The sequence below is a fragment of the Streptomyces sp. NPDC005962 genome, from assembly GCF_040629205.1.
Taxonomy (GTDB): Bacteria; Actinomycetota; Actinomycetes; order Streptomycetales; family Streptomycetaceae; genus Streptomyces.
The window spans coordinates 307,523-333,196 of sequence record NZ_JBEXVE010000006.1; the positions used below are offsets into that span (position 1 = coordinate 307,523).

The 25,674-nt window shown below is 70.8% G+C and carries 30 protein-coding genes and 1 riboswitch; of the genes, 13 read left to right on the forward strand and 17 right to left on the reverse strand.

From position 1 onward, the window contains the following. Positions 1-62: 62 nt before the first annotated feature. The 3 genes from ABZ370_RS13425 to ABZ370_RS13435 are packed head-to-tail and all read left to right on the forward strand — an operon-like array spanning position 63 to position 2,350. Positions 63-545: a DUF5304 domain-containing protein gene (locus tag ABZ370_RS13425; protein ID WP_358619769.1), complete on the forward strand. Its 483-nt coding sequence runs from the start codon at positions 63-65 to the stop codon at positions 543-545. Positions 546-602: 57 nt separating this feature from the next. Beyond that, a complete protein-coding gene (locus tag ABZ370_RS13430; RefSeq protein ID WP_358619771.1) occupies positions 603-1,544 on the forward strand; it encodes an ROK family glucokinase in 942 nt (313 codons plus the stop codon). A gap of 26 nt (positions 1,545-1,570) precedes the next feature. Continuing rightward, positions 1,571-2,350 carry an endonuclease/exonuclease/phosphatase family protein gene (locus tag ABZ370_RS13435; protein ID WP_358619773.1) on the forward strand — a complete coding sequence of 260 codons (780 nt, stop codon included), beginning with the start codon at positions 1,571-1,573 and terminating at the stop codon, positions 2,348-2,350. Between the two features lie 4 nt (positions 2,351-2,354). On the opposite strand, the gene ABZ370_RS13440 is transcribed toward ABZ370_RS13435, so the two are convergent. Both ABZ370_RS13440 and ABZ370_RS13445 read right to left on the reverse strand, forming a co-directional pair. Continuing rightward, positions 2,355-3,113, reverse strand: a complete 759-nt coding sequence (locus ABZ370_RS13440; RefSeq protein ID WP_358619775.1) for a hypothetical protein — start codon at positions 3,111-3,113, stop codon at positions 2,355-2,357. Beyond that, positions 3,106-3,921: an alpha/beta fold hydrolase gene (locus tag ABZ370_RS13445; protein ID WP_358619777.1), complete on the reverse strand. Its 816-nt coding sequence runs from the start codon at positions 3,919-3,921 to the stop codon at positions 3,106-3,108. The genes ABZ370_RS13440 and ABZ370_RS13445 overlap by 8 nt, the downstream gene beginning before the upstream one ends. 126 nt (positions 3,922-4,047) lie before the next feature. Between ABZ370_RS13445 and ABZ370_RS13450 the strand changes: the two genes are divergently transcribed. The 4 genes from ABZ370_RS13450 (at position 4,048) to ABZ370_RS13465 (ending at position 8,048) form a co-directional block, all read left to right on the forward strand. Further along, a complete protein-coding gene (locus tag ABZ370_RS13450; RefSeq protein ID WP_358619883.1) occupies positions 4,048-4,854 on the forward strand; it encodes a lysophospholipid acyltransferase family protein in 807 nt (268 codons plus the stop codon). A gap of 65 nt (positions 4,855-4,919) precedes the next feature. Further along, a complete protein-coding gene (locus ABZ370_RS13455; RefSeq protein ID WP_358619885.1) occupies positions 4,920-6,182 on the forward strand; it encodes a DUF5931 domain-containing protein in 1,263 nt (420 codons plus the stop codon). Further along, positions 6,179-6,865, forward strand: a complete 687-nt coding sequence (locus tag ABZ370_RS13460; RefSeq protein WP_358619779.1) for a response regulator transcription factor — start codon at positions 6,179-6,181, stop codon at positions 6,863-6,865. Before ABZ370_RS13455 ends, ABZ370_RS13460 begins: the two co-directional genes overlap by 4 nt. Before the next feature lie 154 nt (positions 6,866-7,019). Next, positions 7,020-8,048 carry a 6-phosphofructokinase gene (locus tag ABZ370_RS13465; RefSeq protein ID WP_358619781.1) on the forward strand — a complete coding sequence of 343 codons (1,029 nt, stop codon included), beginning with the start codon at positions 7,020-7,022 and terminating at the stop codon, positions 8,046-8,048. 251 nt (positions 8,049-8,299) lie between these two features. Here the strand turns inward: ABZ370_RS13465 and ABZ370_RS13470 are convergent, their stop codons facing one another. After that, on the reverse strand, positions 8,300-9,553 hold the full coding sequence (locus tag ABZ370_RS13470; RefSeq protein ID WP_358619782.1) for an MFS transporter: 1,254 nt from the start codon (positions 9,551-9,553) through the stop codon (positions 8,300-8,302). A 96-nt stretch (positions 9,554-9,649) separates the two neighbouring features. On the opposite strand from ABZ370_RS13470, the gene ABZ370_RS13475 reads away from it, so the two are divergent. After that, positions 9,650-10,102, forward strand: a complete 453-nt coding sequence (locus tag ABZ370_RS13475; protein ID WP_358619784.1) for a helix-turn-helix domain-containing protein — start codon at positions 9,650-9,652, stop codon at positions 10,100-10,102. A gap of 85 nt (positions 10,103-10,187) precedes the next feature. On the opposite strand, the gene ABZ370_RS13480 is transcribed toward ABZ370_RS13475, so the two are convergent. The 4 genes from ABZ370_RS13480 to ABZ370_RS13495 form a co-directional block, all read right to left on the reverse strand. Beyond that, positions 10,188-12,104 (reverse strand): anthranilate synthase family protein, encoded by a 1,917-nt coding sequence (locus ABZ370_RS13480; RefSeq protein WP_358619785.1) that lies wholly within the window; start codon positions 12,102-12,104, stop codon positions 10,188-10,190. 104 nt (positions 12,105-12,208) lie between these two features. Beyond that, on the reverse strand, positions 12,209-12,265 hold the full coding sequence (locus ABZ370_RS13485; RefSeq protein WP_358619886.1) for a trp operon leader peptide: 57 nt from the start codon (positions 12,263-12,265) through the stop codon (positions 12,209-12,211). Between the two features lie 15 nt (positions 12,266-12,280). Beyond that, positions 12,281-12,814, reverse strand: a complete 534-nt coding sequence (locus ABZ370_RS13490) for a hypothetical protein (protein ID WP_358619786.1) — start codon at positions 12,812-12,814, stop codon at positions 12,281-12,283. A 184-nt stretch (positions 12,815-12,998) separates the two neighbouring features. Continuing rightward, on the reverse strand, positions 12,999-13,565 hold the full coding sequence (locus tag ABZ370_RS13495; RefSeq protein WP_358619788.1) for a Uma2 family endonuclease: 567 nt from the start codon (positions 13,563-13,565) through the stop codon (positions 12,999-13,001). A gap of 259 nt (positions 13,566-13,824) precedes the next feature. Between ABZ370_RS13495 and ABZ370_RS13500 the strand changes: the two genes are divergently transcribed. Beyond that, on the forward strand, positions 13,825-14,235 hold the full coding sequence (locus ABZ370_RS13500; protein WP_358619789.1) for a hypothetical protein: 411 nt from the start codon (positions 13,825-13,827) through the stop codon (positions 14,233-14,235). Positions 14,236-14,274: 39 nt separating this feature from the next. On the opposite strand, the gene ABZ370_RS13505 is transcribed toward ABZ370_RS13500, so the two are convergent. Both ABZ370_RS13505 and ABZ370_RS13510 read right to left on the reverse strand, forming a co-directional pair. Next, positions 14,275-14,454: a DUF397 domain-containing protein gene (locus tag ABZ370_RS13505; protein ID WP_358619791.1), complete on the reverse strand. Its 180-nt coding sequence runs from the start codon at positions 14,452-14,454 to the stop codon at positions 14,275-14,277. After that, a complete protein-coding gene (locus ABZ370_RS13510; RefSeq protein ID WP_358619792.1) occupies positions 14,438-15,307 on the reverse strand; it encodes a helix-turn-helix transcriptional regulator in 870 nt (289 codons plus the stop codon). Before ABZ370_RS13510 ends, ABZ370_RS13505 begins: the two co-directional genes overlap by 17 nt. A 28-nt stretch (positions 15,308-15,335) precedes the next feature. On the opposite strand from ABZ370_RS13510, the gene ABZ370_RS13515 reads away from it, so the two are divergent. From ABZ370_RS13515 to ABZ370_RS13525, 3 genes are all read left to right on the forward strand, one after another. Further along, positions 15,336-15,740 carry an ATP-binding protein gene (locus ABZ370_RS13515; protein ID WP_358619794.1) on the forward strand — a complete coding sequence of 135 codons (405 nt, stop codon included), beginning with the start codon at positions 15,336-15,338 and terminating at the stop codon, positions 15,738-15,740. A 71-nt stretch (positions 15,741-15,811) separates the two neighbouring features. After that, complete coding sequence (locus ABZ370_RS13520) at positions 15,812-17,155, forward strand: class II 3-deoxy-7-phosphoheptulonate synthase (RefSeq protein WP_358619888.1); 1,344 nt, start codon at positions 15,812-15,814, stop codon at positions 17,153-17,155. 128 nt (positions 17,156-17,283) lie between these two features. After that, complete coding sequence (locus ABZ370_RS13525) at positions 17,284-17,547, forward strand: (2Fe-2S)-binding protein (RefSeq protein WP_358619796.1); 264 nt, start codon at positions 17,284-17,286, stop codon at positions 17,545-17,547. A 15-nt stretch (positions 17,548-17,562) separates the two neighbouring features. Here the strand turns inward: ABZ370_RS13525 and bfr are convergent, their stop codons facing one another. Next, entirely contained in the window at positions 17,563-18,045 is a 483-nt protein-coding gene (gene bfr, locus ABZ370_RS13530) for a bacterioferritin (protein ID WP_358619797.1), read from the reverse strand. A gap of 160 nt (positions 18,046-18,205) precedes the next feature. Between bfr and ABZ370_RS13535 the strand changes: the two genes are divergently transcribed. Further along, a complete protein-coding gene (locus ABZ370_RS13535; RefSeq protein ID WP_358619799.1) occupies positions 18,206-18,838 on the forward strand; it encodes a sulfite oxidase-like oxidoreductase in 633 nt (210 codons plus the stop codon). A gap of 4 nt (positions 18,839-18,842) precedes the next feature. Here the strand turns inward: ABZ370_RS13535 and ABZ370_RS13540 are convergent, their stop codons facing one another. The 7 genes from ABZ370_RS13540 to thiO form a co-directional block, all read right to left on the reverse strand. Then, positions 18,843-19,346, reverse strand: coding sequence for a DUF4396 domain-containing protein (locus tag ABZ370_RS13540; protein WP_358619801.1), 504 nt, complete (start codon positions 19,344-19,346; stop codon positions 18,843-18,845). 89 nt (positions 19,347-19,435) lie between these two features. Continuing rightward, positions 19,436-20,314 carry a deoxyribonuclease IV gene (locus tag ABZ370_RS13545; RefSeq protein ID WP_358619803.1) on the reverse strand — a complete coding sequence of 293 codons (879 nt, stop codon included), beginning with the start codon at positions 20,312-20,314 and terminating at the stop codon, positions 19,436-19,438. 423 nt (positions 20,315-20,737) lie between these two features. After that, on the reverse strand, positions 20,738-22,645 hold the full coding sequence (pknB, locus tag ABZ370_RS13550; RefSeq protein WP_358619804.1) for a Stk1 family PASTA domain-containing Ser/Thr kinase: 1,908 nt from the start codon (positions 22,643-22,645) through the stop codon (positions 20,738-20,740). 87 nt (positions 22,646-22,732) lie between these two features. Further along, complete coding sequence (locus ABZ370_RS13555) at positions 22,733-23,203, reverse strand: SRPBCC domain-containing protein (protein ID WP_358619805.1); 471 nt, start codon at positions 23,201-23,203, stop codon at positions 22,733-22,735. Between the two features lie 54 nt (positions 23,204-23,257). Beyond that, complete coding sequence (locus tag ABZ370_RS13560) at positions 23,258-24,100, reverse strand: thiazole synthase (protein ID WP_358619806.1); 843 nt, start codon at positions 24,098-24,100, stop codon at positions 23,258-23,260. Between the two features lie 4 nt (positions 24,101-24,104). Beyond that, positions 24,105-24,317, reverse strand: coding sequence for a sulfur carrier protein ThiS (thiS, locus tag ABZ370_RS13565; protein WP_358619807.1), 213 nt, complete (start codon positions 24,315-24,317; stop codon positions 24,105-24,107). After that, positions 24,314-25,534 carry a glycine oxidase ThiO gene (gene thiO, locus ABZ370_RS13570; RefSeq protein ID WP_358619809.1) on the reverse strand — a complete coding sequence of 407 codons (1,221 nt, stop codon included), beginning with the start codon at positions 25,532-25,534 and terminating at the stop codon, positions 24,314-24,316. Before thiO ends, thiS begins: the two co-directional genes overlap by 4 nt. After that, positions 25,533-25,646: riboswitch (TPP riboswitch) on the reverse strand. (Overlaps the previous gene by 2 nt.) Between the last annotated feature and the right edge of the window lie 28 nt (positions 25,647-25,674).

Sequence of the window (25,674 nt, forward strand, 5' to 3'; positions counted from 1 at the left end):
GAGAGCAAGCCCGGTTGAACGAACGGACCGGGCAGCCAGCCTCCCCGCCGCAGGAGTTCGCCATGAGCGATGCCACCGAGCGCCCCTCCGACCCCCGGGGCACCGACGTACCGGTCACCGAGATCGATCCCGACGCCTGGGAGCGCGCCTGCGCCGAGGATCTGGCCGCCGAGAAGGCCCGGCGGAAGGCCCAGCAGGCCCGGGAGGGCGGCGAGGAGCCGGGCAGCGCCGCCGAGGAGCTGCGCAAGCTGGCCGACGCCGTCGCGGAGAAGCTGGCCGGGCTGCAGACGCCGCTCGCCGGTACGGCGGTCGAGGGGGCCGTACAACAGTTGATCGCAGGGGCGAAGGCGGCCGTCGAACCGGTCATAGAGCGCAACCCCGACGTATTCGAGCATCTCGCCAGCGCCGGTACGGAGCTGCTCGCCGCCTACCGGGCCGCCGTGACGGGCCAGGAGCAGCGCTGGACCCAGAGCGGTGACAGCGGACGGTCCTCCGGCGGGGACGAAGGTCAGAGTTCGAGTAGTGAACACATCGACCTCGATTGAGCGCTACCTCCGGTACCGTTAGCCGTGGCGGGGTTCGACCAAATAACTGAGGGACTCATGGGACTCACCATCGGCGTCGACATCGGCGGTACGAAGATCGCGGCCGGCGTGGTCGACGAAGAGGGCTCGATTCTCGAAACGAGCCAGGTTTCGACCCCGCCGACTTCCGAGGGGGTCGTCGACGCCATCGCGGACGCGGTGCGCGATGTCAGCACCGGCCATGACGTCGAGGCGGTCGGCATCGGCGCGGCCGGTTACGTGGACGACAAGCGCGCCACCGTCCTCTTCGCGCCCAACATCAACTGGCGGCACGAGGCGCTGAAGGACAAGGTCGAGCAGCGCGTCGGCCTGCCCGTCGTCGTCGAGAACGACGCGAACGCGGCCGCGTGGGGCGAGTACCGGTTCGGCGCGGGCGCCGGACATGACGACGTCGTATGCATCACCCTCGGCACCGGCCTCGGCGGCGGCATCATCATCGGCGGCAAGCTGCACCGCGGCCGCTTCGGCGTCGCGGCCGAGTTCGGCCACATAAGAGTCGTCCCCGACGGTCTGCTGTGCGGCTGCGGCAGCCAGGGCTGCTGGGAGCAGTACGCCTCCGGCCGCGCCCTGGTGCGTTACGCCCAGCAGCGCGCCAACGCCACCCCGGAGAACGCCGAGATCCTGCTCGGCCTCGGCGACGGCACCGCCGAGAACATCGAGGGCAAGCACATCAGCGACGCCGCCCGCCGGGGCGACCCGGTCGCCATCGACTCCTTCCGCGAGCTGGCCCGCTGGGCGGGCGCCGGGCTCGCCGACCTCGCCTCGCTCTTCGACCCCTCGGCGTTCATCGTCGGCGGCGGGGTCTCCGACGAGGGCGATCTCGTCCTGGAGCCGATCCGCAAGTCCTTCCGCCGCTGGCTGGTCGGCAACCAGTGGCGGCCGCACGCCCAGGTGCTCGCCGCGCAGCTCGGCGGCAAGGCCGGACTGGTCGGCGCCGCCGACCTCGCCCGCCAGGGCTGACACCCAGCTGACACCAAGGGGGGCGCGTGGTGCTCGCGGATCTGCCCGCCTCCACCACGGGTCCCGACGCGGCCGTGGTGCGGGTGCTCAGCTACAACATCCGCTCGCTGCGCGACGACCGCGGGGCGCTGGCCCGGGTGATCCGGGCCTGCGCCCCCGACGTGGTCTGCGTCCAGGAGGCGCCGCGCTTCTTCCGCTGGCGCAGGGCCGCCGCCCGGCTGGCCCGGGAGGCCGGTCTCGTCTACGTCACGGGCGGCGCCACCGCCACCGGCCCGATGATCCTCACCGCGCCGCGCGCCCGCATCGAGCGGTCCGAGGACGTTCTGCTGCCCCACGTCCCCGGCCTGCACCGGCGCGGCTTCGCCACCGCCGTGCTGCGCTTCGGCGGCGGCCACCGGGACGACGGCGGTATCCGGCTCGGCGTCGTCAGCTGCCATCTGAGCCTGGCCGCTGCCGAGCGCTACGACCAGGCCGGGATGCTGCTGGACCGGATCGCCGCGCTCGACGTGCCGTACGCCGTCGCCGGAGGGGACATCAACGAGCAGCCCGAGGGCCGCGCCTTCCGCCGTATCGCCGGAACGCTGCGGGACGGCTGGGCCACCGAGCCGTGGGGGAGCGAGGCCACCTTCGACCCGGGCGATCCGCGGCGCCGCATCGACGCGCTGTTCGCGTCCGACGGCGTCGAGATCATCGGCTGTGGGGTGCCGTCCGGGCTGCCCGGCGTCGACGACGCCGACCTGCGGGCGGCCACGGACCACCTGCCGGTCCTGGCCGCGCTCCGGCTGCCCCGGGTGCCGCTCTTGTAGCGGGTCAGACGACGGCGCCCCGGCCGGGGTCGTCGTCCTCCTCCTCGTCGTCGCTGTCGTTCATCCGCATCACCAGCGTGACGAAGCCGCCCAGGAAACCGCCGACGCCCAGCGTCGTGATCCACCAGGTCAGCTCCACCCGGAACAGCACCACGCCGAGCAGCAGCAGCGGCCCGCCCAGCACGCCCAGCCAGGCGAAGCGGGACGTGGTGTCGGAGGTGGGGAGCGGCGGCGGCTCGGGCGGGACGAAGTGGCCCTCGTCGGTCTCGTCGAAGTCGCTCTCGGCGGGCTCCTCGGCATCCCAGTCACGGGGGCCCACGCCCGGGGCGTACACGATGAAGCTGCCGACGGGCTTGTCGCCCTTGCCCTTGTCGGCCCGGTCGCTCTTGTCGCCCTTGTCGGTCTTCGTGAGCGAGTCCGTGGCCGCCCCGCCCGGACGGTCGTCCTCGACGTCGGGGTCGAAGTCGTCCTCGAAGCGGTCGTCGGGGATGCCGCCCAGCGTGTCGTCAAGCTCGTTCAGCGGGTCGTCGCGGCGGGAGTCCTCACGCCGGGAGTCCTCACGCTGGGAATCCTCACGGCGGGAGTCCTCACGGCGGGAGTCCTCACGGCCCCACTTCTCCGTCAGGTCCTCGGCCGCGGGCCACTTCTCCGCACCCGGCGGGTCCGGGGGTTCCTCCCCGTACGCGGCGACGATCGCCGCGAAGGCCGCATCGTCGTCCCGGCGCGCCCCCGCCCCGTTCTCGTTCGAATCGCGCTCAGCCACTGGCCGCCGCCCCCTCCTTCCCGCCGACGTCCCCGGGACGCACCCCGTTGTCCTCTCCCATACCCGCGGTCAACCGGGTGATGAACGTGTCCGTCTCCTCGAAGATGAACTCGGCGTCGTAGTCCAGCGTCGCCACGTGGTAGCTGCGCTCCAGCAGCCGCTCGGTGACGTCCCGGGACGACACCTGGCTGAGGATGCGCTCGGAGTCGGCCGACGGCACCACATGGTCCTGCGGGCTGTGCATGACCAGCAGCGGCTGGGTCACCTGCGGCAGTTCGGCGTCAACCACCCGGTAGAAGCGGCGCATCGAGTGGACGGCGTGCAGCGGCATCCGGTCGTATCCGCATTCCTGGGAACCCGGCTTGGCGATGTCGCTCACGATTCCCTTGACGGAGGGCACCAGATGACGCATCACCGGAAGGGCCACGGCCAGCGGATCGTGGATGCGGTTGGCGGGATTCACCACGGCGACGCCGCTGATCTCCGCGCCGTGCTGGGCGGCCAGCCGCAGCGCGAGCGCGCCGCCCATCGACAGCCCGCACACGAAGACCCGGGCGCACCGCTCACGCAGCGCCCGCAGCTCCCGGTCGACCTCGGCGTACCAGTCCTGCCACCCGGTGACGGCGAGATCCTGCCAGCGGGTCCCATGGCCGGGGAGCAGCGGCAGCGAGACGGTCAGCCCGCGCCGCGCGAGGTGCTCGGCCCAGGGGCGCACCGACTGCGGGGAACCGGTGAAGCCGTGACAGACGAGGACGCCGATCTCTCCGCCGTCGTGGCGGAACGGCTCGGCTCCGGGGAGGAGCGGCACCACGGATCTCCGTTCGGTGGTGAAGGGGTCAACGGGACCTCAGCGTACGCGGCGCGCCGCACCGCGGGTAGGCAGGTTAAGGTCTCCTCGTCGGATACAGGAGGTTCTCGGTTGTTCTACGGTGCAATGAAGCTGTCGGTGGGTGGGACGTTGAAGCTCGCCTTCCGGCCCTGGGTGGAGGGACTGGAAAACGTCCCCGACGACGGGCCGGCCATTCTCGCGAGCAACCACCTTTCCTTCTCCGACTCCTTCTTCCTGCCCGCGATGCTCGACCGGAAGGTCACCTTCATCGCCAAGCAGGAGTACTTCACCACCCCGGGGATCAAGGGCAGGCTGACGGCCGCGTTCTTCAAGGGCGTCGGCCAGCTGCCGGTGGACCGCTCGGGCAGCCGGGGCGCGGGCGAGGCCGCGATCAAGGCGGGGATCGAGGTCATCAAGCGCGGTGAGCTGTTCGGTATCTATCCGGAGGGCACCCGCTCGCCGGACGGCCGCCTCTACCGCGGCAAGCCCGGCGGGCTGGCGCGGGTCGCGCTGGCGACGGGCGCGCCGGTGATCCCGGTCGCGATGATCGACACCGAGAAGATCCAGCCGCCGGGCAAGGTGATGCCCAAGCTGATGCGTCCCGGCATCAAGATCGGCAAACCGCTGGACTTCAGCCGCTACCACGGCATGGACGGCGACCGCTTTATCCTGCGCTCGGTGACCGACGAGGTCATGTACGAGATCATGAAGCTGTCCGGCCAGGAGTACGTCGACGTCTACGCGGCCGCCGCCAAGCGGCAGATCGCGGACGCGGAGGCGGCCCGTAAGAAGGCCGAGAAGGCCGCGGACGACAGCTCGGACGACAAGAGCAACGACGGCAACAGCGACGACGGCAACAGCGACGACGGCAAGAGCAACGACGGCAACAGCAAGGACAAGACCGGGGCGTAAACCGCGCCGGACCCGGGGGTGGGGGGAAGTTGGCGCTGCAGCCCAAGCGCGCGCGTGTCGTACGCATGTCCGTGGAGCAGCCGCTGTGGCAGGCGCTGACCGCCTACCGGGTGCTCACTCTGGTCTACGCGCTCTGCCTCTTCGTCTACGCCTTCCACGACTACGACCGTCCGCTGGGCGCCGCCGCGTATATGGCGGTGCTGACCCTGTGGACGGCGCTGACCTTCCGCATGGTCTCCTCGGCCGAGCGCTGCACCCGGCGCTTCCTGATCGGCGACCTCGGCGTCGCGATCACCGGCATCCTGCTCACCCCGCTCGTCGACACCCATGACCGCATCGTCGAGGGCACGCCCACGCTGCCCTCGATATGGACGGCGGGCGCGGTCCTCGGCTTCGCCATCAAGGGCGGCTGGCGGTGGGCGGCGTCGGCGTCGACCGTCGTGTGCGCGGCGAACATCATCGAGCGCGGCGGGTTCGCCCAGGACACCGTCCACATGCTGATGCTGGTGTGGGTGGCGAGCGTGGCCATCGGGTACGTCGTGGAGGTCGCCCGCGCCAGTGAACGCACCCTGGAACGCGCGCTGCGGATCGAGGCGGCGACCCGTGAACGCGAGCGGCTGGCCCGGGACATCCACGACAGCGTGCTTCAGGTGCTCGCCATGGTGCAGCGGCGGGGCGCGGCGATCGGCGGCGAGGCGGCCGAACTGGGCCGGATGGCGGGGGAACAGGAGATCGCGCTGCGCTCTCTGGTGGCCACCGGTCTGGTCACCCCGCCGCGCGGTGCGGCGGACGACCGGATCGGCGACCGCGACGACGTTACGGACGCCACGGACCCGGCATCGCCGCCCGGCCCCGGCCTCGCGTCCGCCGACGTACCGCCCTGCTTGCCCGAGGACAGTGCCGAACCCTGCGATCTGCGCGCCCTGCTCGCCCCGCACGCCCGGTCCCACGTCACCTTCTCCGAACCGGGCGCCCCGGTGATCCTCCCGGCGGCCGCGGCGGGGGAGTTGGCGGCCGCTGTCGGTGCCGCGCTGGACAATGTGCGGGTGCACGCGGGGGAGGGGGCCCGGGCCTGGATTCTGCTGGAGGACGAGCCGGGCGCGGTGATGGTCACCGTCCGGGACGACGGGCCCGGCATCCCGGAGGGCAGGCTCGCCGACGCCGAGCGGGAGGGGCGGCTCGGCGTCGCCCTGTCGATCCGGGGGCGGCTGCGCGACCTCGGCGGCACCGCCGAGTGGATCTCGGCGCCGGGCCAGGGCACCGAGGTGGAACTGACGGTTCCGAAGCCGAAGCCCGCAGCGACGACGAAGGGAACGACCGCACGATGACCGACGACGTCCGGGAAGCCGAAGCGCCGGTGACGGTGATGGTGGTGGACGACCACCCGATGTGGCGCGACGCCGTCGCCCGCGACCTGGCCGAGGCCGGGTTCGACGTGGTGGCCACCGCCGGGGACGGACCGCAGGCGGTCCGCCGGGCCAAGGCCGCCGAGCCCGACGTCCTGGTGCTCGACCTCAACCTGCCCGGGCTGCCCGGCGTCGAGGTCTGCAAGGAGGTCGTCGCCGCCCAGCCCAAGCTGCGGGTGCTGGTGCTCTCCGCGAGCGGTGAGCACGCGGACGTCCTGGAGGCGGTCAAGTCCGGTGCCACCGGCTATCTGCTGAAGTCGTCCAGCACCGAGGAGCTGCTGGACGCGGTGCGCCGTACCGCCGTCGGCGACGCCGTGTTCACCCCGGGCCTCGCCGGTCTGGTGCTAGGCGAGTACCGGCGGCTGGCCAGCGAGCCCGCCCCCGCCACCGCCGACCACCCGGTCGTCCCGCAGCTCACCGAGCGGGAGACGGAGGTGCTGCGGCTGGTGGCCAAGGGGCTCTCGTACAAGCAGATCGCCGAGCGCCTGGTGATCTCCCACCGGACCGTGCAGAACCATGTGCAGAACACCCTGGGCAAGCTCCAGCTGCACAACCGGGTGGAGCTGGTGCGGTACGCGATCGAGGCGGGGCTCGACGACGCCTGAGCCCGTCCGCTCGAACGGGTGAACTTCTCCAACAACTCCCTTGGTAGCCACAGGAATCGCATTCCGCCCCATCCCCTGTGACCTGGATCACCGTTAGCGTGGCCCCCGTATCGGGCCCAATCTCGGGATTTCAGCGGCAGAAGGGATGAAAAGGATGCGGGTCGGAGTGCTGACCGGCGGCGGTGACTGCCCCGGGCTCAACGCGGTCATCCGCGCCGTCGTGCGCAAGGGCGTACAGGAATACGGTTACGACTTCGTCGGCTTCCGGGACGGCTGGCGCGGTCCCGTCCAGAACGACACCGTTCCCCTCGACATCCGCGCGGTACGCGGCATCCTGCCGCGCGGAGGCACCATCCTCGGATCGTCCCGCACCAACCCCTTCAACAGCGAGGACGGCATCCGCCGGGTCAAGGAGACCCTGGCCAAGCAGGAGGTCGACGCGCTCATCGCGATCGGCGGCGAGGACACCCTCGGCGTCGCCTCCCGGCTCTCCGGCGACTACGGCATCGCCTGCGTCGGCGTCCCCAAGACCATCGACAACGACCTCTCCGCGACGGACTACACCTTCGGCTTCGACACGGCCGTCAATATCGCGACGGAGGCGATCGACCGCCTCCACACCACCGCCGAATCCCATATGCGGGTGCTGGTGGTGGAGGTGATGGGCCGCCACGCGGGCTGGATCGCCCTCCACGCGGGGCTCGCGGGCGGCGCCAACGTCATCCTCATCCCCGAGCAGCGCTTCGATGTCGACCGCATCTGCGCCTGGGTCGAATCCCGCTTCAAGATCCGCTACGCGCCGATCGTGGTGGTGGCGGAGGGGGCGATGCCGAAGGACGGCGATGCCGTCCTCAAGGACGGGTCGCTGGACTCCTTCGGCCACGTCCGGCTCTCCGGAATCGGGGAGTGGCTGGCCAAGGAGGTCGAGCGGCGCACGGGCAAGGAGGCCCGTACGACCGTCCTGGGCCACGTGCAGCGGGGTGGCACCCCGAGCGCCTTCGACCGCTGGCTCGCCACCCGCTTCGGCCTCCACGCGATCGACGCCGTCCGTGACCAGGATTTCGGCAAGATGGTCGCCCTGCGCGGCACGGATATCGTCCGCGTCCCCCTGGCCGAGGCGACGGCCCGCCTCAAGACGGTGGACCCGTCCCTGTACGCGGAAGCGGAGGTCTTCTTCGGCTGAGGCGGCTGCCCCGGGAGCCGTACGGCGGTACGAGCCCCCGGGGCTACACCCGTGAAGAGCCCCTGTCGCCCGCGCGAGGGGCCTCCTCCCCCGACCGGAGCGCGGGCGTTCCGGCGCCGACTCGCGGGGTACGGGCGGACCGGCGTCCGTGGTCTCGGTCATCACCACGATGGCGTCCGGGCTGCGGGACGACGAGCAGAGCATCGCGGGCGACTCTGCGCCGTGCCACGGCGGGGCCCCACTGGCGGTAATCAGCGCGGACACCGAGCAGCCTCGGGATCGAGGTGACGTCGTGTGAACGCCCACAGCGCGAGCGCGAGGCAGCTGAACGCGGCACCCAGTGCGCATACGGCGCCCCAGCCGGCCACGGTGTAGAGGGAGGTCGCGGCGATGGCGCCGGTGGCGCTGCCGATCGAGTAGAAGACCATGTATCCGCCGATCAGTCGGCTGCCCGCGTCCGGGTGCAGCGCGTAGATCAGGGTCTGGTTGGTGACATGGACCGCCTGCACGGCGAGGTCGAGAAGGATCACCCCGACGGCCAGGGCCCAGAGCGAGTTGCGGGTGAAGGCCAGGGGCAGCCACGCGGCGGCGAGCAGTGCCAGGGCGATGCCGGTGGTCCGCCGGGAGAGTCCGCGGTCGTTCAGGCGGCCCGCCGCGGTCGCGGCCAGGGCACCGGCGACACCGATCAGCCCCAGCGCCCCGATCGCCCTGTGGGGCAGGAAGTACGGGGCCTCGCTGAGCGGCATCGCGACGCTGCTCCACAGGGTGCTGAAGGCGGCGAAGATCAGCAGACCGAACAGGGCCCGGAGCCGCAGCAGCCGTTCCCGTGCGAACAGGGTGATCGTGGAGCGCAGAAGCTGTCCGTAGCGCAGGGTTGTCGGCGGAGCGTCACGGTGGCGCGGCAGCACTCGGTACAGGACCAGGGCGAGCAGAGCGGTGAGCGAGGCCGACGCGACGTAGACGGAGCGCCAGCCCGCGAGATCGGCCATGAGGCCGGAAGCGGTGCGGGCGAGCAGGATTCCGATGACCACGCCGCTGGTGACCAGGCCGACGACGCGTCCGCGCCCGGCGGGAGGAGCCAGTGATGCCGCGAAGGCCACCAGCGTTTGCGTGACGACCGAGAGAAGTCCCGTCGCGGCCATGCCCGCGAGCAGGATCGTCGCCGTGCGGGCGGTGGCTACTACGACCAGCGCCACCACCAGGAGCAGTAACTGGGCAACGATGAGCCGTCTGCGGTCGGCCACGTCGCCCAGCGGTACGAGGAAGAAGAGTCCCAGCCCGTATCCGACGTGCGTGAGGGTGACCACGCTGCCGACAAGTGCCGGGCTCATGGCGAGGTCGTGGCCCATGGTCACCAGGAGTGGCTGTGAGAAGTAGACGTTGGCCACCGCGGCCCCGCAGGCGACGGCGAACAGTATGACGACGCCACGGGACAGGACGAACGCGGAACCTCCCCCGCTTCGGGCCTCGGTCCGTCGTGTCACAGCCTCACCGTTGCCGGGCATCAGGACTCCTTCGCCTATCTGGTTTCATCTTGCCACCAGTGGTGAAGTTAGCTTCATTGGTAGCATGTTGCAACCGTTGTGAGAGTGAGGGACGCCATGGTGACCAGGACGCGCTTCGACGACAGTGAATGTCCCGTCGCCCGGTCGGTGGACGCGATCGGCGACTGGTGGTCCCTGCTGATCGTGCGGGACGCCTTCGACGGGAGCCGGCGCTTCGGGGAGTTCCAGCGCAGCCTCGGGGTGGCGAAGAACATCCTCACCGCGCGGCTGCGCACCCTGGTCGCCGGCGGTGTCCTCGAATCCGTCCCCGCCTCGGACGGCAGCGCCTACCGCGAGTACGTACTGACCCCGAAGGGCAAGGCGCTCTTCCCCGTCATCGTGGCCCTGCGGCAGTGGGGCGAACAGAACTTCTTCGCACCCGGCGAACCACACTCACAGTTGGTCGACCGTCAACAGGGGTATCGCCTCCGCGCACTGGAAGTGCTGTCTGCGGACGGGCGACGGCTGGACCCCGACGACACCACCGTCGACAAGATCTCCACGCGGTGATCTGAGCCGGGGGCGGAGCCCCCAACCGGGGGGGGGCTGGGGGCTCCGCCCCTCCGGTTTCGGGGAGGGGCGGAGTGGGGGACAGTTACACGCGCACTGCGGCCAGGAGCTCCGCTACCAGCCTCGCTCCGTCCAGTGACAGCACCGACTCGGGGTGGAACTGCACGCCCGCGAAGCCCGGTCCGCGCAAGGCGTGCACATCGCCCGTCGACGAGTCGCGGCACAGCTCCACCCGGTGCATCGCCAACTCCGTCTCCACCCCCTCATCGCACCGCGCGGTATACGTGTTGTAGAACCCCACCGTCTCCTCCCGCCCGAAGAAGCCGATCCGCTCCTGGGCCCCCTGGAACGGCACATCCTTCCGGACGATTTCCAACCCCAGCTCCGCCGCGAGCAGTTCGTGCCCCAGGCAGACCCCCAGCAGCCCGTGCCGGTGCCCGGCGACCAACTCCGCCGTCAGCCCCCGGAGGAACCGCATCTTGGGGTCCGCCGGGTCGCCCGGATCGCCCGGCCCGGGGCCGAGCACGACCGGACCGTCGTGGGCGAGCGCGGCCTCCCGCACGCCCGGCTCGTCGTATCGCCGCACACTCACCGTCAGCCCCGCCATCCGCAGCAGATGCGCCAGCATCGACGTAAAGGTGTCCTCGGCGTCGATCACCAGCGCATGCCCGGACAGCAGCTGCTCAGCCGCCTGCATCCGCAGCCAGAACGGCGCCAGATCGGCCCGCCGCGCGTCCAGCGCCGCCCGCACGCGCGGGTCGTCCGCGAGCCGGGGCCGGGAGCCCGTCCCGGACCGTACGGGGGCCTCGCGCACGCCGAGCGCGGTGAGCACCCCGGCCGCCTTGGCGTGCGTCTCGGCGACCTCACCCCGCGGGTCGGAATGGCGCACCAGCGTCGCCCCGACCGGCACCCGCAGCCCACCGTCGGCGTCGATGTCGGCGGTCCGGATGAGGATCGGCGAGTCGAGGGTCTGGGCCCCGCCGCCGTCCCGCCCGATGAGGGCCAGCGCCCCCGCGTAGTAGCCGCGGCCCTCCGGCTCGTACCGCTCGATCACGCGGCACGCGTTCTGCACGGGCGAGCCGGTGACGGTCGCCGCGAACATCGTCTCCCGCAGCACCTCCCGCACGTCCAGTGACGACCGCCCCCGCAGCTCGTACTCGGTGTGTGCGAGGTGCGCCATCTCCTTGAGGCGCGGCCCGACCACGACCCCGCCCATGTCGCCGACGGTGCACATCATCTTCAGCTCCTCGTCCACGACCATGGACAGCTCCTCCACCTCCTTCGGGTCGTGCAGGAACTCCAGCAGCCCGTCCACCGACGCCCCGCCCTCGGGATAGCGGTACGTCCCGCTGATCGGGTTCATCACGACCGTCCCGCCGGACATGCGCACGTGTACCTCCGGGCTGGCCCCGACCAGCGTCCGACCGCCGTCCAGCCGTACGACGTACGTCCAGTACGCGCCCCGCTCACCGGCGAGCAGCCGCCGGAAGAGCGCGAGCGCGTCGGTACTCGCGAACCCTGGGATCTCGCCCTCGAAGGTCCGTCGGATCACGAAGTTGGCACCTTCCCCGGTGCCGATCTCGTCCTCGATGACCCGGCTCACGATTTCCGCGTACGCGTCGTCGCCGACGTCGAACCGCCCGCCCTCGACCCGCACGGCGTGCGCGGGCAGCGCGTCCAGCAGCTCGGCGAGCGGCAGTACGTACGTCTCCTCGGGCCGCAGCACGGCCAGCGGCGTCCCGTCGTCCCGTACGTCGAACCCGCGCTCCCGGATCTGCCGGAACGGCACCAGCGCGAGCGCGTCGCTCACCGCCTCCCCGCCCTCCGGCGCACCGGTCGGCAGCGGGATATCGGTCAGCCGCTCCACCTCACCGGCCGGGCCGATGAGCACCTCGACCGTGTCGGGCGCGTGACCCGGCGTGCGGCGGTGCAGCAGGGCGAAGGGCGGGCAGTCGTCGGAGAGCAGCCGGGCGACGAGGGCTTGGGCATCGTGGTGCGTCATGGCGGGTGGTCTTCCTTCCGGAGGGGGGAGGAGGAACGACCCGCGCAAACGCCGAAGGCCGCCCCTCGGGCGGCCTTCGCGTGTGTCTGTGGAGTGCGCGCGATTCAGTGGGCCGCCGGATGAGCGGTCCACCACCAGGTCATGATCTGTCGCGCGAACATGGTCCGGACTCTACCTCAGTTCCAGGGGTTCGCCGGTTGGTCATTGATCGCCGCCCAGAAGCGGGTCCCGTCCGGCACGTAGCCGTACGCCCAGAAGGACCAGCCACCGCTGGCCTCCAAGTTCGCGCCGTACCGGCCGTCGTGGAACTCGGCCATCCGCCAGTCCGCGCCGTAGTACTGCGCGCAGACGGCATCGGCCGCGGCCCGGCTGGTCAGCGACTTGCCCAGTACGGGCGGCGTCGCGGCCACGGTGCCGCGGGCCCAGCCCGCGTAGAAGTCCGGCGTGATCCCGCTCGGCACCGCGCTGCCGTTGATTCTCAGGCACAGCAGGGGGAGCGTCGCGGTGGCGGCGGTGTCGCCGTTGTACGCATCGGTCGCCGAGTCGGCGCCGACCCGGACCGTGCCGTTGCCTTTGTCGAGCACGGTCCACGTCATCCCGGACGGGATGGCGGATGAGTCCGCCTGGGCGGGTGTGGCGTTGAGCGACAGCAGTACGAGCGAGGCGGCGGCCGCGAAGGCGGCGGCACCGCGGCGGAGCAACTTCCTCATGGGGCACTCCTTCGGACGTCGTACGAATCGGCTGACCGGCCCGGTCGGACCGGTCACCCGGACAGCGTCCGAGGAGCGCACGGTTCCATCGCGGTTTCCGCAGGGCCTGGCCGTAACCGGTCCGAGGAAGTCCGAACGCCTGTTCTTGCGCTACGGGTCCATGTGTGCGTTGCGCACCGCCTCGTTACGCGGAGCGCCTGCCCACCGAGGTGAGGTCGATGTCGACGGTGAAGGGCGTCGTGACCTTGAGCTGGTTGTGGTGGATACCGGTCAGCGAGAAGCTCTCCGTGGCCGGGTCGCGCTCGTAGACGTAGACCACGGTGCGGCCCTTGTCGTTCTCCACCCGCCAGTAGTGCCGGATGCCCGCCTTCGCGTACTTCCGGGGCTTGGTGTCGCGGTCCCGCTCCTCCGAGTCCGGCGACACGGCTTCGATGGCCAGCGTGACGTCTTCCGGGAGGTAGTACGTGGAGGGCTCGTCGCGCTCGTACGCCTCGCGGGTCACCACGACGACGTCCGGCTCGGGAGCCTGGCGCTTGGCGAGCCGTACGGTCATCTCACGGTCGGCCCGCAGCCCGCCCGGTGCCTGCCGGTCCAGCTCCGCGACCAGCAGATTGATCACCCGGCTGTGCCATTTTTCCTGCGGGCCGAGGAAGACCAGGCTTCCGTCGATGAGTTCGGTGTGCGGGGGAAGGCCGGGCAACCGCAGGAGGTCCTCGGCGGTGAATCCGCCGGGAGGCGGTGTCGTGCTCATGGCTGCGGCACGGTTCCCTTGCGTGTGTGTGGGCGGTGTGGAGGCCGCTACCCCGGGCGCCGGAGCTGTCGGTGGGGGCCGTTAAGTTACAGGGCCCGCGTATCGGTCTGATGCGGGGTCATCATCGTCATGCTCTTCAACAGGGGGAACCGCTCTGTCCACGAACGCACCGCCACCACGCGGCCACAGCCCTTCCTACCCGGCGCAGCAGCCGTACGGTCAGCCCCAATACGGCCAGCAGCCGCCGTACGGCCAGCCCATGGGCTACCCGGGCACGCCTCCGCCCCCTCCGCCGCCTCCGCGCCGGTCCGGCTTCTTCAGCCGCTTCAGCACCAAGACGAAGATCCAGATGATCGTCGTCCCCTTGGTGCTCATCGGCTACGGCGTCTGGTACGGGTTGCTGGGCCACGACACGCCCTCGTCCTCCACCTCGCCCAACACGGACAGCACCAGCGCGTCCGCCGCCGAGGTCGGCGACTGCCTGCAGAAGAAGGGCTCCGACAGCGACCCGGAACTCACCATCGTGGACTGCGGTGGCGCCACCGCGGACTACAAGGTGAAGCAGCATGAGGCGCTCGACTACACCTGCGATCCGCAGTACGCGACGTACCAGCTGACGCGCAACGGCAGGCCGCAGTTCACCTTGTGCATGGAGCACATCAGCAAGTGACGCGGTGTCCGTGACCGCCGCCCGTGTGTGGGGTGGCGGTCACGGTCGCTTCAGGGCCGAGACGAAGTCGCCGAAGGCGGCGGGGGAGAGGAGCAGGACGGGCCCGTCGGGGTTCTTGGAGTCGCGGATGGCCATCCGGCCGGGCATCTCGGCGACCTCCACGCAATTGCCTATGTCGCTGCTGTAGCTGGACTTGCGCCACTCAGGTCTGCGTTCCATAGCGGTCCTCCATTACGCGAGCGATCAGATCTGCCGACTCGTGGATGGAGAGAGCGGCAGCCTGAAGGTGAGCGTAACGGAGCGTGCGGACAGTGACGTCCTGCGGGTTTGCGGTCAAGTAGCCCGCTTCGTAGTCCTCGTTGAAGCCGAGGTCCGGGCCGTTCCGGAAGCGGAACACCGTGAATGCGCCCTGGAAGCCGACATGCGCTCCGGCCGCGTACGGCAGCACCTGGATGTTCACCCAGTCCTGGTCGCGGAAGGTCAACAGGTGGGCCAGTTGCGTTCGCATCACCTCGAGGCCGCCGACCTCTTGGTGCAATGCGGCCTCGCCGAGAATCACCCACAACAGCAGCGGGGGCGTTCGCAACAGGACGCGTTGGCGGTCCATTCGGTGCGCGAGCCGGGAGTCAACGTTCTCCTTGTCGAGCACGCCAACGACCGCTCGTACGTAGTCCTTGGTCTGGAGCAGGCCGTTCACCACACCCGGCTCGAAGAAGTACGCCTGGGTCGCCTCGGCTTCCAGATCCGCGTACTGCTGGTCTTGTAGCGGTACCCGAAAGCACAACGCCATCTCCAGCAGCCGCAACAACGCCCCGCCGGTCCCCAACGTGTCGTCGAGCTGCATCGTGAACCGCTGCGTCGGAATCTTCCGGGCCGTCTCGTACTGACCGATCAGCGAGCCCGTGCAGTACACCTTCCCGCCCAACTGGTCCTGCGTAAGCCCAGCCGCCTCGCGATATCGGCGTAGCTCCGCACCGAGATGGTGCATCGGAGACGTGGTCGGGTCCAGCTTTCGGATGTTCGGCATGACAGCCCCCAACAACCAGCACGTTGTGTTCTTGCGGTAGCCCACGGTAATCGTCCGGATAGACCCTTGTGGCGTGAACGAAGACATTGCGTACCCGCCGCCCCACTACCACCTGACCTTCACCACGCTGTCCGCGCACGCGGCCTGCCACATCCGCCGTATCGTCCGTACGTTCCTCGCCATGTGGGATATGCCGCATCTCGACGAGGCGGCTGGGCTGGCCGTGACCGAGCTGCTGGCGAACGTGATCAAGCACGTGCCCGGCGCGAGCTGCACCGTGGTGCTGCTCGCGGAGGAGGGGAAGCTGCGGGTCGAGGTGGGCGACGCCTCGCCCGTCGTACCCGTGAAGCGCGCGGCGGGGCCGTGGGACGAGAGCGGGCGGGGGCTGGAGATGGTGGAGCTGGTCACGGACGCCTGGGGCGTGGAGCGGAACACGCGCGGGCCGGGGAAGAAGGTGTGGTTCGAGCTCAAAGCGTGAGGCGGGGTGTCTCACACCGTGGGCTGGGGGCTGGACGCGGATGAAGACCCCGTAACCTTGTCCGGGTGACCGTGAACGCTGAATCCCACGCCGGTGGCAACACCTGGCAGTCCCTTCCCGCGGCGCAGCAGCCTGACTGGCCGGACCAAGAGGCTCTGCGCGATGTGATCGCTGAGCTCGAGGCCTATCCGCCGCTCGTCTTCGCGGGCGAGTGCGACCAGCTGCGGCACCGCTTGGGGGCCGTGGCCCGGGGTGAGGCGTTTCTGCTGCAGGGCGGCGACTGCGCCGAGGCCTTCGACGGTGTCGGCGCCGACCAGATCCGTAACAAGCTGAAGACGCTCCTGCAGATGGGCGCCGTGCTGACCTACGCCGGGTCCGTCCCGGTGGTGAAGGTCGGCCGGATCGCCGGGCAGTACAGCAAGCCGCGCTCGAAGCCGACCGAGACCCGCGACGGGGTGACCCTGCCCACGTACCGCGGGGACTCGGTCAACGGCTTCGAGTTCACGGAGAAGGCACGGATTCCCGATCCGCAGCGCCTGAAGCGGATGTACCAGGCGTCGGCGTCCACGCTGAACCTGGTCCGCGCCTTCACCACCGGCGGCTACGCCGACCTGCGGCAGGTGCACGCCTGGAACCAGGACTTCGTGAAGTCGTCCCCGTCGGGGCAGCGCTACGAGGCACTGGCGCGCGAGATCGACCGGGCGATGAACTTCATGAACGCCTGCGGGGTGGACCCGGAGGAGTTCAAGACCGTCGAGTTCTTCTCGTCGCACGAGGCGCTGATCCTGGACTACGAGTCGGCGATGACCCGTACCGACTCGCGGACCGGCGACCTGTACGACGTGTCCGGCCACATGGTGTGGATCGGTGAGCGCACCCGGCAGCTGGACGGGGCGCACATCGAGTTCGCGTCGAAGGTCCGTAACCCGGTGGGCGTGAAGCTGGGCCCGACCACGACGCCCGAAGAGGCGCTGACGCTGATCGAGAAGATCGACCCGGACCGGGAGCCGGGCCGTCTGACCTTCATCACCCGGATGGGCGCGGACAAGGTCCGCGACAAGCTGCCCAACCTGGTGGAGAAGGTCACCGCGTCCGGTGCGCAGGTGGTGTGGGTCTGCGACCCGATGCACGGCAACACCTTCGAGGCCGCGTCGGGCCACAAGACGCGCCGCTTCGACGATGTGCTGGACGAGGTCAAGGGCTTCTTCGAGGTCCACAAGGAGCTGGGCACCCACCCGGGCGGCATCCACGTGGAGCTGACCGGTGACGACGTCACGGAGTGTGTGGGCGGCGGCGACGAGATCTTCGTCGACGATCTGCACCAGCGCTACGAGACGGCCTGCGACCCTCGGCTGAACCGCAGCCAGTCGCTGGACCTGGCGTTCCTGGTCGCGGAGATGTACCGGGACCAGTAGGGGCGAAAGAGATCATTTACGCAGGTGGGGCGCGGATCACATCGATCCGCGCCCCGCGCCGTTGTAAGGCTCCGGCATGATGGGTAAGGTAAGGATAACCTTATCGATCAACGCTGGAGAGTCTGCCCGTGTACGTCTGCTCATGCTTCGGGATCACCGAGAAGCAGGTGCGCCAGCACGCGGCTACGGGCGCGTGCACACCGCGCCAGATCGCCGGTGCCTGCAAGGCGGGCACGGATTGCGGTTCCTGCGTGCGCAAGATCCAGGCGCTGCTGGGGCGTGGCGCGTGCCCACGCCGGGACGCACCGCTTGAGCCCGTCACGCTGCCTGCTGCTGCCGCCGCCGCGACGGCGGTCGAGGTCGCGGTCGAGGTGGAGGCCGAGGCCGCCTAGCGCGCCCGGTGTGCGTCAGTCGCTGCTCGGCTGCTCGATCTGCTGGGCGATGTAGAGCGGCTCGCCCAGCTTCTCGATCAGGTCGAGCTGGGTGTCGAGGTAGTCGATGTGCTCCTCCTCGTCGGCGAGGATGCTCTCGAAGATGTTGGCCGAGGTGATGTCGCTCTTGGACCGCATCAGCTCGATGCCGCGCTTGAGGCGGTCGATGGCCTCCAGCTCCACCTGCCGGTCGGCCTGGAACATCTCGGTGACCGTCTGGCCCACCCTGACGTGGAAGAGCCGCTGGTAATTGGGGAGGCCGTCCAGGAGAAGGATGCGGTCGGTGAGCATCTCCGCATGCTTCATCTCATCGAACGACTCCGACCGGGTGTACGCGGCCAGCCGAGTCCAGCCAAAGTTGTCCTGCATCTTCGAATGCAGGAAATACTGATTGATGGCCGTCAGCTCGCCGGTCAGCTGCTCGTTGAGAAATTCCAGAACCTCGGGGTCGCCCTGCATCGAAGGGGCTCCTTCCCATCAGAGGGGGGAATGCCAGGTTCCGGCATCGTTGCATCGTCGCAGCTCGGACGTCCAGCAAGGGCACGCTTAGTGCGAGTTGCTCCGGCGCGGCCCCGGCGCCGCATGCCCTGGTCCCGACCACCCCCGGCGGTCTGAGAGCATGGAGTCCATGGGTCAGTCGGAGCACCGTGAGGGAGAGCTTGGACAGCTGCCTCCGGGCCAGCGACTGCAGCGCGGGTGGCCGGTTACGCACTATGGGCCGGTCCCGAAATTCCGGCCGGAGCGCTGGGAGTTCCGCGTCTTCGGTGCTACGGCGGACGGGGACAAGCACTGCTGGACTCATGAAGAGTTCTCCGCCTTGCCCTACTCGACGGTTGTCGCCGATCTGCACTGCGTCACCAAGTTCTCCATGCTGGGCGCGGAATGGGGCGGTGTCGCGGCGAGCGAGCTCATCAAACTCGCGCCGCCGGCGCCCGACGTCACGCACGTCATGGTGTGGGCGGAGTACGGTTTCAGCTCGAATCTGCGGCTGACGGATTTCATGACCGAGGTGACCATGTTCGCCACCCACAAGGACGGCGAGCTGCTGACCGCCGAGCACGGGTTTCCGCTGCGGCTGATCGTGCCGCACCTCTACGCGTGGAAGGGCCCGAAATGGGTCCGAGGCGTCGAATACATGACGGCCGACCGGCGTGGTTTCTGGGAAGAGCGCGGTTACCACAATGTCGGCGACCCGTGGAGCGAGCAGCGCTATACGTACCAGGAGGGGCCGGGCGACGGGCCCGAGCTGTAGCTCTTCAGTGGTACTGATGGACCACGGCGTGGCCCTTTCCGCGCCCGATCATCCATTTGTTGACCGGGGTCGTGATCGCGAAGGCGACCGCGAAGGAGAGCGCGAGGCTCAGCCAGAACAGGGCATCGGAGAGGGTCGCGTCCATCGCGCCCGGGAACACCAGGATCGTTCCGTTGTCCGCCAGCTCCATGATGATGATCGACACGGTGTCCGCCGCGAGGGCTACGCGCAGCGCGCTCCGCAGGTCCAGCCCGGCGCGCAGGACGCCGCGCATCGTGAGCGAGTACCCGAAGACGAAGGCGAGCACGATCGCCAGGATCATGGTCGGGACGTTGTGCCAGGCGAGTGCCGTGCCGATGGCCATGCCGAGGATCTCGCCGATGGCGCAGCCGGTGAGGCAGTGCAGGGTGGCCTGGGCGGCCATGGGCCAACTGGCGGGTGCGGGGGTGTGGTTGTGGTGGGCGTCGTGGTGCGCGCCGTGGTGTGCGCCGTGCTCCGTGCGGTCCATCGCGGATGCCCCCAGGAGGTAGTAGCGACCCTTTCGCGAGAGGAACGCTATACCCCCCGAGGGTATTCCTCTACGAGGTGCGATGCGCTTTACCCGTCCCGCAGCGCCTTGAGGCGGGCGATATCCGTCGCGTGCCCCTCGATCCCGTCGGCCCCGCCCGGCGTCTCGACCACCAGCGGGACCCCTTCCGTGGCCGGATGCGTGAACAGCTCCCGGAACGGCTCCTCGCCGATGTGCCCGGCGCCGATGTTCTCGTGCCGGTCCTTGTGCGCGCCGACCACGTCCTTGGAGTCGTTCGCGTGGATCAGCTTCAGCCGCCCCTTGCCGGTGACGTCCACCAGCTCGTCCAGGGTCTGCTTCATCCCGCCGGGGGCGGCCAGGTCGTGCCCGGCGGCGAAGACGTGGCAGGTGTCGAGGCAGACGCCGAGCTTCGGATGCCGGTCCAGCGCCTCGAAGTACGGGCCGAGGTCCTCGACCAGCGCGCAGAGCGATGTGCCCTGGCCTGCCGTCGGCTCCAGGAGGAGGGGCGGGTCGTCGTCGTGCGTCAGCTCGTCCAGCAGCGGCAGCACCCGCTCCCGGACCTGCGCCATCGCCGTCTCCCGCGCCCGTCCGCCGGTCGCCGAACCGGTGTGCACGACGACTCCGAGCGCGCCGATGTCCCGGCCCCGGCGGAGGGAGTGCCGCAGCGAATCGACGGAGCGGTCGGCGGTGGCCTCGGTGTGCGAGCCGAAGTTGATCAGGTACGGGGCGTGGATGTACACCGGCGTCTTCTGCTCGGCGCATGCGGTGCGGAACGCCTCGTCCTGGGCGGGGGTGCCGGGGGGTGTGGCCCAGCCGCGCGGATTGGCGACGAAGACCTGTACGGCTTCGGCGCCGATGTTCTGGGCGTGCGGGAGGCCGGTGGTGGCGAGGCCACCGGCGACGCGGATGTGGCCGCCGATGGGGTTGCGGCTGCGGTTCGTACTCACCCCTCCAGCATCCCAGCCCGGGTTGTTCCCCTACCCGCCCCTTCCCGAAACCGGGGGCAAGCCCCCGGACCCCCGGGCGGGGGCTCCGCCCCCACACCCCCGCTCCTCAATCGCCGGAGGGGCTGATTTTCCAGCCCCTCCGGCGTTGAAAGGCACGGTGTCCGGGGCGGAGATGCCCGCCTTCCAGCCCCTCCGGCGATTGAGGAGCCGGGCCCGGGGCGGGAATGCCCCGCCTCCCAGCCCCTCCGGCGTTTGAGGAGCGGGGGCCGGGGGCGGAGCCCCGGCGGGGGTGCGGGGGCGGAGCCCCCGAAGGGGGGCCGGGGCGGCGATGCCCAGCCACCAGCCCCTCCGGCGATTGAGGAGCGGGGGCCGGGGCAGGGCCCCGGGTTCGGGAAGGGGCGGGTAGGGGAACAACCCCCCGGGCTAGAAGACGCCGCCCTTTACGGTGATCGTGATCTCGCTTCCCTTGGGCGCCTTGTCGCCGCCCGACACCGACTGGTCCTTCACCTCGTCGCGCGGGAACAGCAGCGGCTTGTCGACCTTCACCGTGAAACCCAGGTCTTCCAGCTTCTGCTTCGCGTCGTCCGTGCCCAGGCCCGTGACGTCCGGGACCTCGATCATCTGCTGGCCCTTGGAGAGGGTGAGGGTCACCGTGTCGCCCTTGGCGCCCTGGGTGCCCTCCCCGGGGGACTGCGCGGCGATCGTGCCCTTGTCCTCGTCCGAGAAGGCGCGGCGCTCGGCGATCTTGACCTTGAAGCCCGCATCGCGCAGCTCGGACCGGGCGTCGGCCGGGTCGTCGCCGACGAGGTCGGGGATGTCGATGCGCTCGCCCTTGCTGACCACGATGTTCACGGGTGTGTCGGGGCGGCGTACGGAATCCGGGCCGGGGGTGGTGGAGAGGACCGCGTTCTGCGGGGTCTCCTCGCTGAAGGTGCGGGTCACCGTGCCGACCCTCAGCCCCGCGTCGGCGATCTTCTGCCTGGCCTCGGTGAGCGGCCGTCCGACCACATTGGGCACCTCGGCCCGCGGCGGCCCCTGGGAGACGTGGATGGTGACGGTGCCGGTGGAGCGGATGCGTTCGCCGACGCCGGGCTTGGAGCTGATGACCTTGTTCTTGTCGACGACGTCGCTGTAATCCTGGACGACCTTCACATCCAGACCGGCGCGTTCGAGCTTCTTCTCCGCGTCCGGACGGGACATCTTCAGCACGGACGGCACATTGGTGAACTGCCCGGCGCTGATGTACCAGACCCCGGCGCCGATGCCGAGCGCCAGCAGCACGGCGGCGACGATCGTCACCACGCCGCGCCGCGGCAGACGGCGGCGCGGGGCCGGGGGGAGGTCCAGGCGGCTGGTGTGCTCCGGGGCGGCCCCGGCAGTCCCGGCGGGGCGGGGGATCACCGTCGTACGGGCCTCGGGGCCCTCGCCGAGGCCCGGGAGCGCCTCCTCGTGGGCCTGCGGCGGCACGGCGTCCAGCTGGGCGTCGGTGAGGGCGGCCCGCGCCGTCCGGACCTGGCCGAGGAGGTCGACGGCGTCGGCGGGGCGCAGGGCCACCTCGCGCGCGGTGGCGGAGGCGACCAGCCCGTCCAGCTCCGGCGCGACCTCGGGCGCGGCGGCGGACGGGGGCGGGACGTCCTCGTGCAGATGCTGGTAGAGCACCTGCGCCGGGGTGCTGCCGCCGTGCGGCTTGGACCCGGTGAGCATCTCGTAGAGGACCACGCCGCACGCGTAGACGTCGGCGCGAGTGTCGGCCGTACCGTGCTCTATCTGCTCGGGCGCCAGGTAGGACACGGTGCCCAGGACGGAGCCGGTGGACGCGCTGGTGTTGGTGTCGACAGCCCTGACCAGGCCGAAGTCGGCGACCTTGACCCGGCCGTCGTCGCCGATCAGAACGTTCTCCGGCTTCATGTCGCGGTGGACGAAGCCCGCGCGGTGGGCGGCGCCGAGCGCGGCGAGCACCGGTTCCAGGATGTCCAGCGCGGCCCGCGGCTGGAGGGCGCCGCGCTCGCGCAGCACGTCACGCAGGGTGCACCCGGCGACGTACTCCATGGCCAGATAGACGTGCACGCCGTCCGTGCCCTGGTCGTAGACGCCGACCACATTGGCGTGCGCGAGTCTGGCGACGGACTTGGCCTCACGGATGAAGCGGTCCACGAAGGCCGCGTCCGAGGCAAGGCTCTGGTGCATCACCTTCAGCGCGAGAACGCGGTCGAGCCGCGTGTCGACGGCCCGGTAGACCGTAGCCATCCCGCCGACGGCGATGCGCGCCTCAACGCGATAGCGGCCGTCGAGCACCTGCCCGACAAGGGGGTCCTGGAGCGTCGTATCCACGAGAACGCAGTCTACGAGCCGTCACCGACTCGTACGGCCGCACGCCCCATGTCCGGTACGTACTGCGACACAACGGTGACCTGTGCCTCAGTTGTGCGAGGCGGCGGCCAGGGCGGCCAGCTCCTCAAGGGCGGAGGTCCAGGCCAGGGCGGCGCACTCGGCGTGCTCGGCCCTGGCGTCCTCCGGGACGTCGAGCGCGCGGATGCCGGTCTCGGCCAGGCGGAGGCGAGTGCCCGCCCCCTCCGGGGAGAGCGTGAATTCGACCACGGTGGCCTGGCCGGGGCCGGTCGGGGCGCGGTCGGGCGCGTGGGCCAGCCGGAAGCGGAACAGGGCGTCGGGCACCGCCCGCTCGACCCGGCCGTGGAACTCCCCGCGCTCGTCCCAGCGGAAGCGGACGGTGCCGCCGGGGTGCGGATCGATCTCGCAGCCGCCGGGGGCGTACCAGGTGCGGATGTGCTCCGGCGTGGTCAGCACCCGCCAGACGCGGTCGACGGGCGCGGGGACGTACGTCTCGCGCTCGATCCGGTCGGCCACGGGCGCGGCTGTCGGCTCCCTCACGGCAACCACCTCCGCATTCCACGGTATGCCGCGCCCCAGCGCTTCGTTACGCCGTTACGCGAACGCGGGCCGCTCCGGGTCGAGCGCGGCCAGCCCCTCGACCGGGGACGACGCCTCGGCGAAGTGGCGGCGGGGGATACGGCCCGCCCGCTGCGCGAGCCGCCCCGCGGCCACCGCGTGCCGCATCGCCGAGGCCATCAGCACCGGCTCCTGGGCGCGGGTGACGGCCGAGGCCAGCATGACCGCCGCGCACCCCAGCTCCATGGCCAGCGCGGCGTCGGACGCCGTGCCCGCCCCCGCGTCGAGGATCACCGGGACCCCGGCGCGCTCGGTGATCAGCTGGAAGTTGTGCGGGTTGCGGATGCCGAGGCCGGAGCCGATCGGCGAGCCCAGCGGCATGATCGCGGCGCAGCCGACGTCCTCCAGCTTCCGGGCCAGCACCGGATCGTCGTTGGTGTACGGCAGGACGGTGAAGCCGTCGTCGACGAGGGTCTCGGCGGCGTCCAGCGTCTCGATGGGGTCGGGGAGCAGGGTGCGCTCGTCGGCGACGACCTCCAGCTTCACCCAGTCGGTGCCCAGCGCCTCGCGGGCGAGCCGGGCGGTCAGCACGGCCTCCCCGGCGGTGAAACAGCCCGCGGTGTTGGGCAGCGGGCGGATGCCGTGCCGGTTCAGTACGGAGAGCACCGAGCCCTGCACCGTGGGGTCCAGGCGGCGCATCGCGACCGTGGTCAGCTCGGTGCCGGAGGCGATCAGCGAGCGTTCCAGGATGTCCAGGCTGGGCGCGCCGCCGGTCCCCATGATCAGGCGGGAGCCGAAGGACGTACCGGCGATGGTGAGCGGATCGGCGTCGGGGAGGACCTGATCCAGGGCGGTGGGGTGCGACGTGGCGTGAGACATGGGTTCAGCCTCCTTGGACCGCGGTGAGGACCTCGACGCGATCGCCGTCGCCGAGCGGGGTCGCGGGCCACTGGCCGCGCGGGACGACCGTCTCGTTGACGGCCGCGGCGACGCCCGAGGGCGCCTGGGTGAAGGTCGCGACGACCCCGTCGAGGGTGATGCCGTCGGGCAGCTCGCGGGGCTCACCGTTCACGGTGACGGTCAGGGTGCCGGTCATGCGGTGTGCTCCTGTACTGCTGCTGTGGTGATAGGCGGGTTCGCCGCGAAGCGCCGCGGGGAGAAGGGCCGCGCCTCGGGCGGGAGTTCGCCGCCGGTCAGCGCCTCGGCCATGGCATCGCCGGTGACCGGGGTGAGCAGGACGCCGTTGCGGTAGTGGCCGGTGGCCAGCTGGAGGCCCGGCAGCGCGGTCGGGCCGAGCAGGGGCGCGTTGTCGGGGGAGCCGGGGCGCAGCCCGGCGAGGGTCTCGACGAGCGGCAGTTCGGTGATGCCGGGCACCAGCTCGTGCGCGTCGCGCAGCAGCTCGTACACCCCGCCCGCGGTGACCGTGGTGTCCCAGCCCAGCTCCTCCGTGGTCGCGCCGACGACCAGCTCGCCGTTCTCGCGCGGGACGAGGTAGACGTGCCCGCCGCGCACCACGGCCCGCACGGTCCGGGACAGGAAGGGCGCGTACGGGCCGGGCACCGACAGCCGCAGTACCTGGCCCTTGACGGGACGTATGGGCGGCAGGACCTCCTCGGGGACGCCCGGGAGCCGTCCGCTGAGGCTGCCCGCGGCCAGCACGGTCTGCCCGGCGGCCAGCCGGGTGCCCGTACCGTCGGCCAGCTCGGCCCCGGTGGCCCGGTCGCCGCCGCCGTTCAGCAGCAGCCGCTCCGCGCGGACGCGGTGGAGGACCACCCCGGCGCGCTCGCACGCCGCCAGCAGCGCGGCCGCCAGCCGCCGCGGGTCGACCTGGTGGTCGCCGTCGACGCGCAGGCCCCCGCGCACGCCCGGCGCGAGCATCGGCTCCAGGCGCCTGCATTCGCGCCCGGTCAGCCACTGTGCGTCCAGACCGAGCCGCAGCTGGAAGGCGTGCAGCTCGCGCAGATGGGCGCGGTCGTCCGCGTCGAGCGCCACCGAGAGCGTGCCGCAGGTACGGAAGGCCAGGTCATGGCCGCTCGCCTGCTCCAGCTCCGCCACGAACGACGGATAGCGGCGCGCCGAGGCCAGATTCAGCCCGAGCAGGGTCTGCTCGCCGTAGTGCAGCTCGGTGACGGCCGCCAGCATCCCCGCCGCGACCTGCGCGGCCCCGCCGCCGGGCGCCGGGTCGACAACGGCGGTGCGCAGGCCCCGCTGGGCCGCCCGCCAGGCCGTGACCAGGCCGATGATGCCGCCGCCGATGACGAGGACGTCGTACGGTGCGGGGCTGCTCCGGGATGATTCGTCTTGCGTGTGCATGGGCTGGTCGCCCCCTCCCTTCGCCGGCATGACCCGGATCAGGTTCGTACGGTCGGAGGCCGCGCCAGCCTCCCTCTCAGCCCGGTGCGCCCGGGCTCCCGCGAGTGCTTTGTCCCGCCACCCTAGTACGCGTCCCGAAT

Coding starts and splice junctions, on each gene's coding strand:
- ABZ370_RS13490 (WP_358619786.1), bottom strand. CDS start 12,814: ATGAGGAAGTTGCTCCGCCGCGGTGCCGCCGCCTTCGCGGCCGCCGCC.
- ABZ370_RS13560 (WP_358619806.1), bottom strand. CDS start 24,100: ATGTCTCACGCCACGTCGCACCCCACCGCCCTGGATCAGGTCCTCCCC.
- ABZ370_RS13540 (WP_358619801.1), bottom strand. CDS start 19,346: ATGGACCGCACGGAGCACGGCGCACACCACGGCGCGCACCACGACGCC.
- ABZ370_RS13465 (WP_358619781.1), top strand. CDS start 7,020: ATGCGGGTCGGAGTGCTGACCGGCGGCGGTGACTGCCCCGGGCTCAAC.
- ABZ370_RS13470 (WP_358619782.1), bottom strand. CDS start 9,553: ATGCCCGGCAACGGTGAGGCTGTGACACGACGGACCGAGGCCCGAAGC.
- thiO (WP_358619809.1), bottom strand. CDS start 25,534: ATGCACACGCAAGACGAATCATCCCGGAGCAGCCCCGCACCGTACGAC.
- ABZ370_RS13535 (WP_358619799.1), top strand. CDS start 18,206: ATGGAGTCCATGGGTCAGTCGGAGCACCGTGAGGGAGAGCTTGGACAG.
- ABZ370_RS13505 (WP_358619791.1), bottom strand. CDS start 14,454: ATGGAACGCAGACCTGAGTGGCGCAAGTCCAGCTACAGCAGCGACATA.
- ABZ370_RS13480 (WP_358619785.1), bottom strand. CDS start 12,104: ATGACGCACCACGATGCCCAAGCCCTCGTCGCCCGGCTGCTCTCCGAC.
- ABZ370_RS13500 (WP_358619789.1), top strand. CDS start 13,825: ATGGGCTACCCGGGCACGCCTCCGCCCCCTCCGCCGCCTCCGCGCCGG.
- ABZ370_RS13460 (WP_358619779.1), top strand. CDS start 6,179: ATGACCGACGACGTCCGGGAAGCCGAAGCGCCGGTGACGGTGATGGTG.
- ABZ370_RS13430 (WP_358619771.1), top strand. CDS start 603: ATGGGACTCACCATCGGCGTCGACATCGGCGGTACGAAGATCGCGGCC.
- ABZ370_RS13450 (WP_358619883.1), top strand. CDS start 4,048: ATGAAGCTGTCGGTGGGTGGGACGTTGAAGCTCGCCTTCCGGCCCTGG.
- ABZ370_RS13455 (WP_358619885.1), top strand. CDS start 4,920: ATGTCCGTGGAGCAGCCGCTGTGGCAGGCGCTGACCGCCTACCGGGTG.
- bfr (WP_358619797.1), bottom strand. CDS start 18,045: ATGCAGGGCGACCCCGAGGTTCTGGAATTTCTCAACGAGCAGCTGACC.
- ABZ370_RS13495 (WP_358619788.1), bottom strand. CDS start 13,565: ATGAGCACGACACCGCCTCCCGGCGGATTCACCGCCGAGGACCTCCTG.
- thiS (WP_358619807.1), bottom strand. CDS start 24,317: ATGACCGGCACCCTGACCGTCACCGTGAACGGTGAGCCCCGCGAGCTG.
- ABZ370_RS13475 (WP_358619784.1), top strand. CDS start 9,650: ATGGTGACCAGGACGCGCTTCGACGACAGTGAATGTCCCGTCGCCCGG.
- ABZ370_RS13425 (WP_358619769.1), top strand. CDS start 63: ATGAGCGATGCCACCGAGCGCCCCTCCGACCCCCGGGGCACCGACGTA.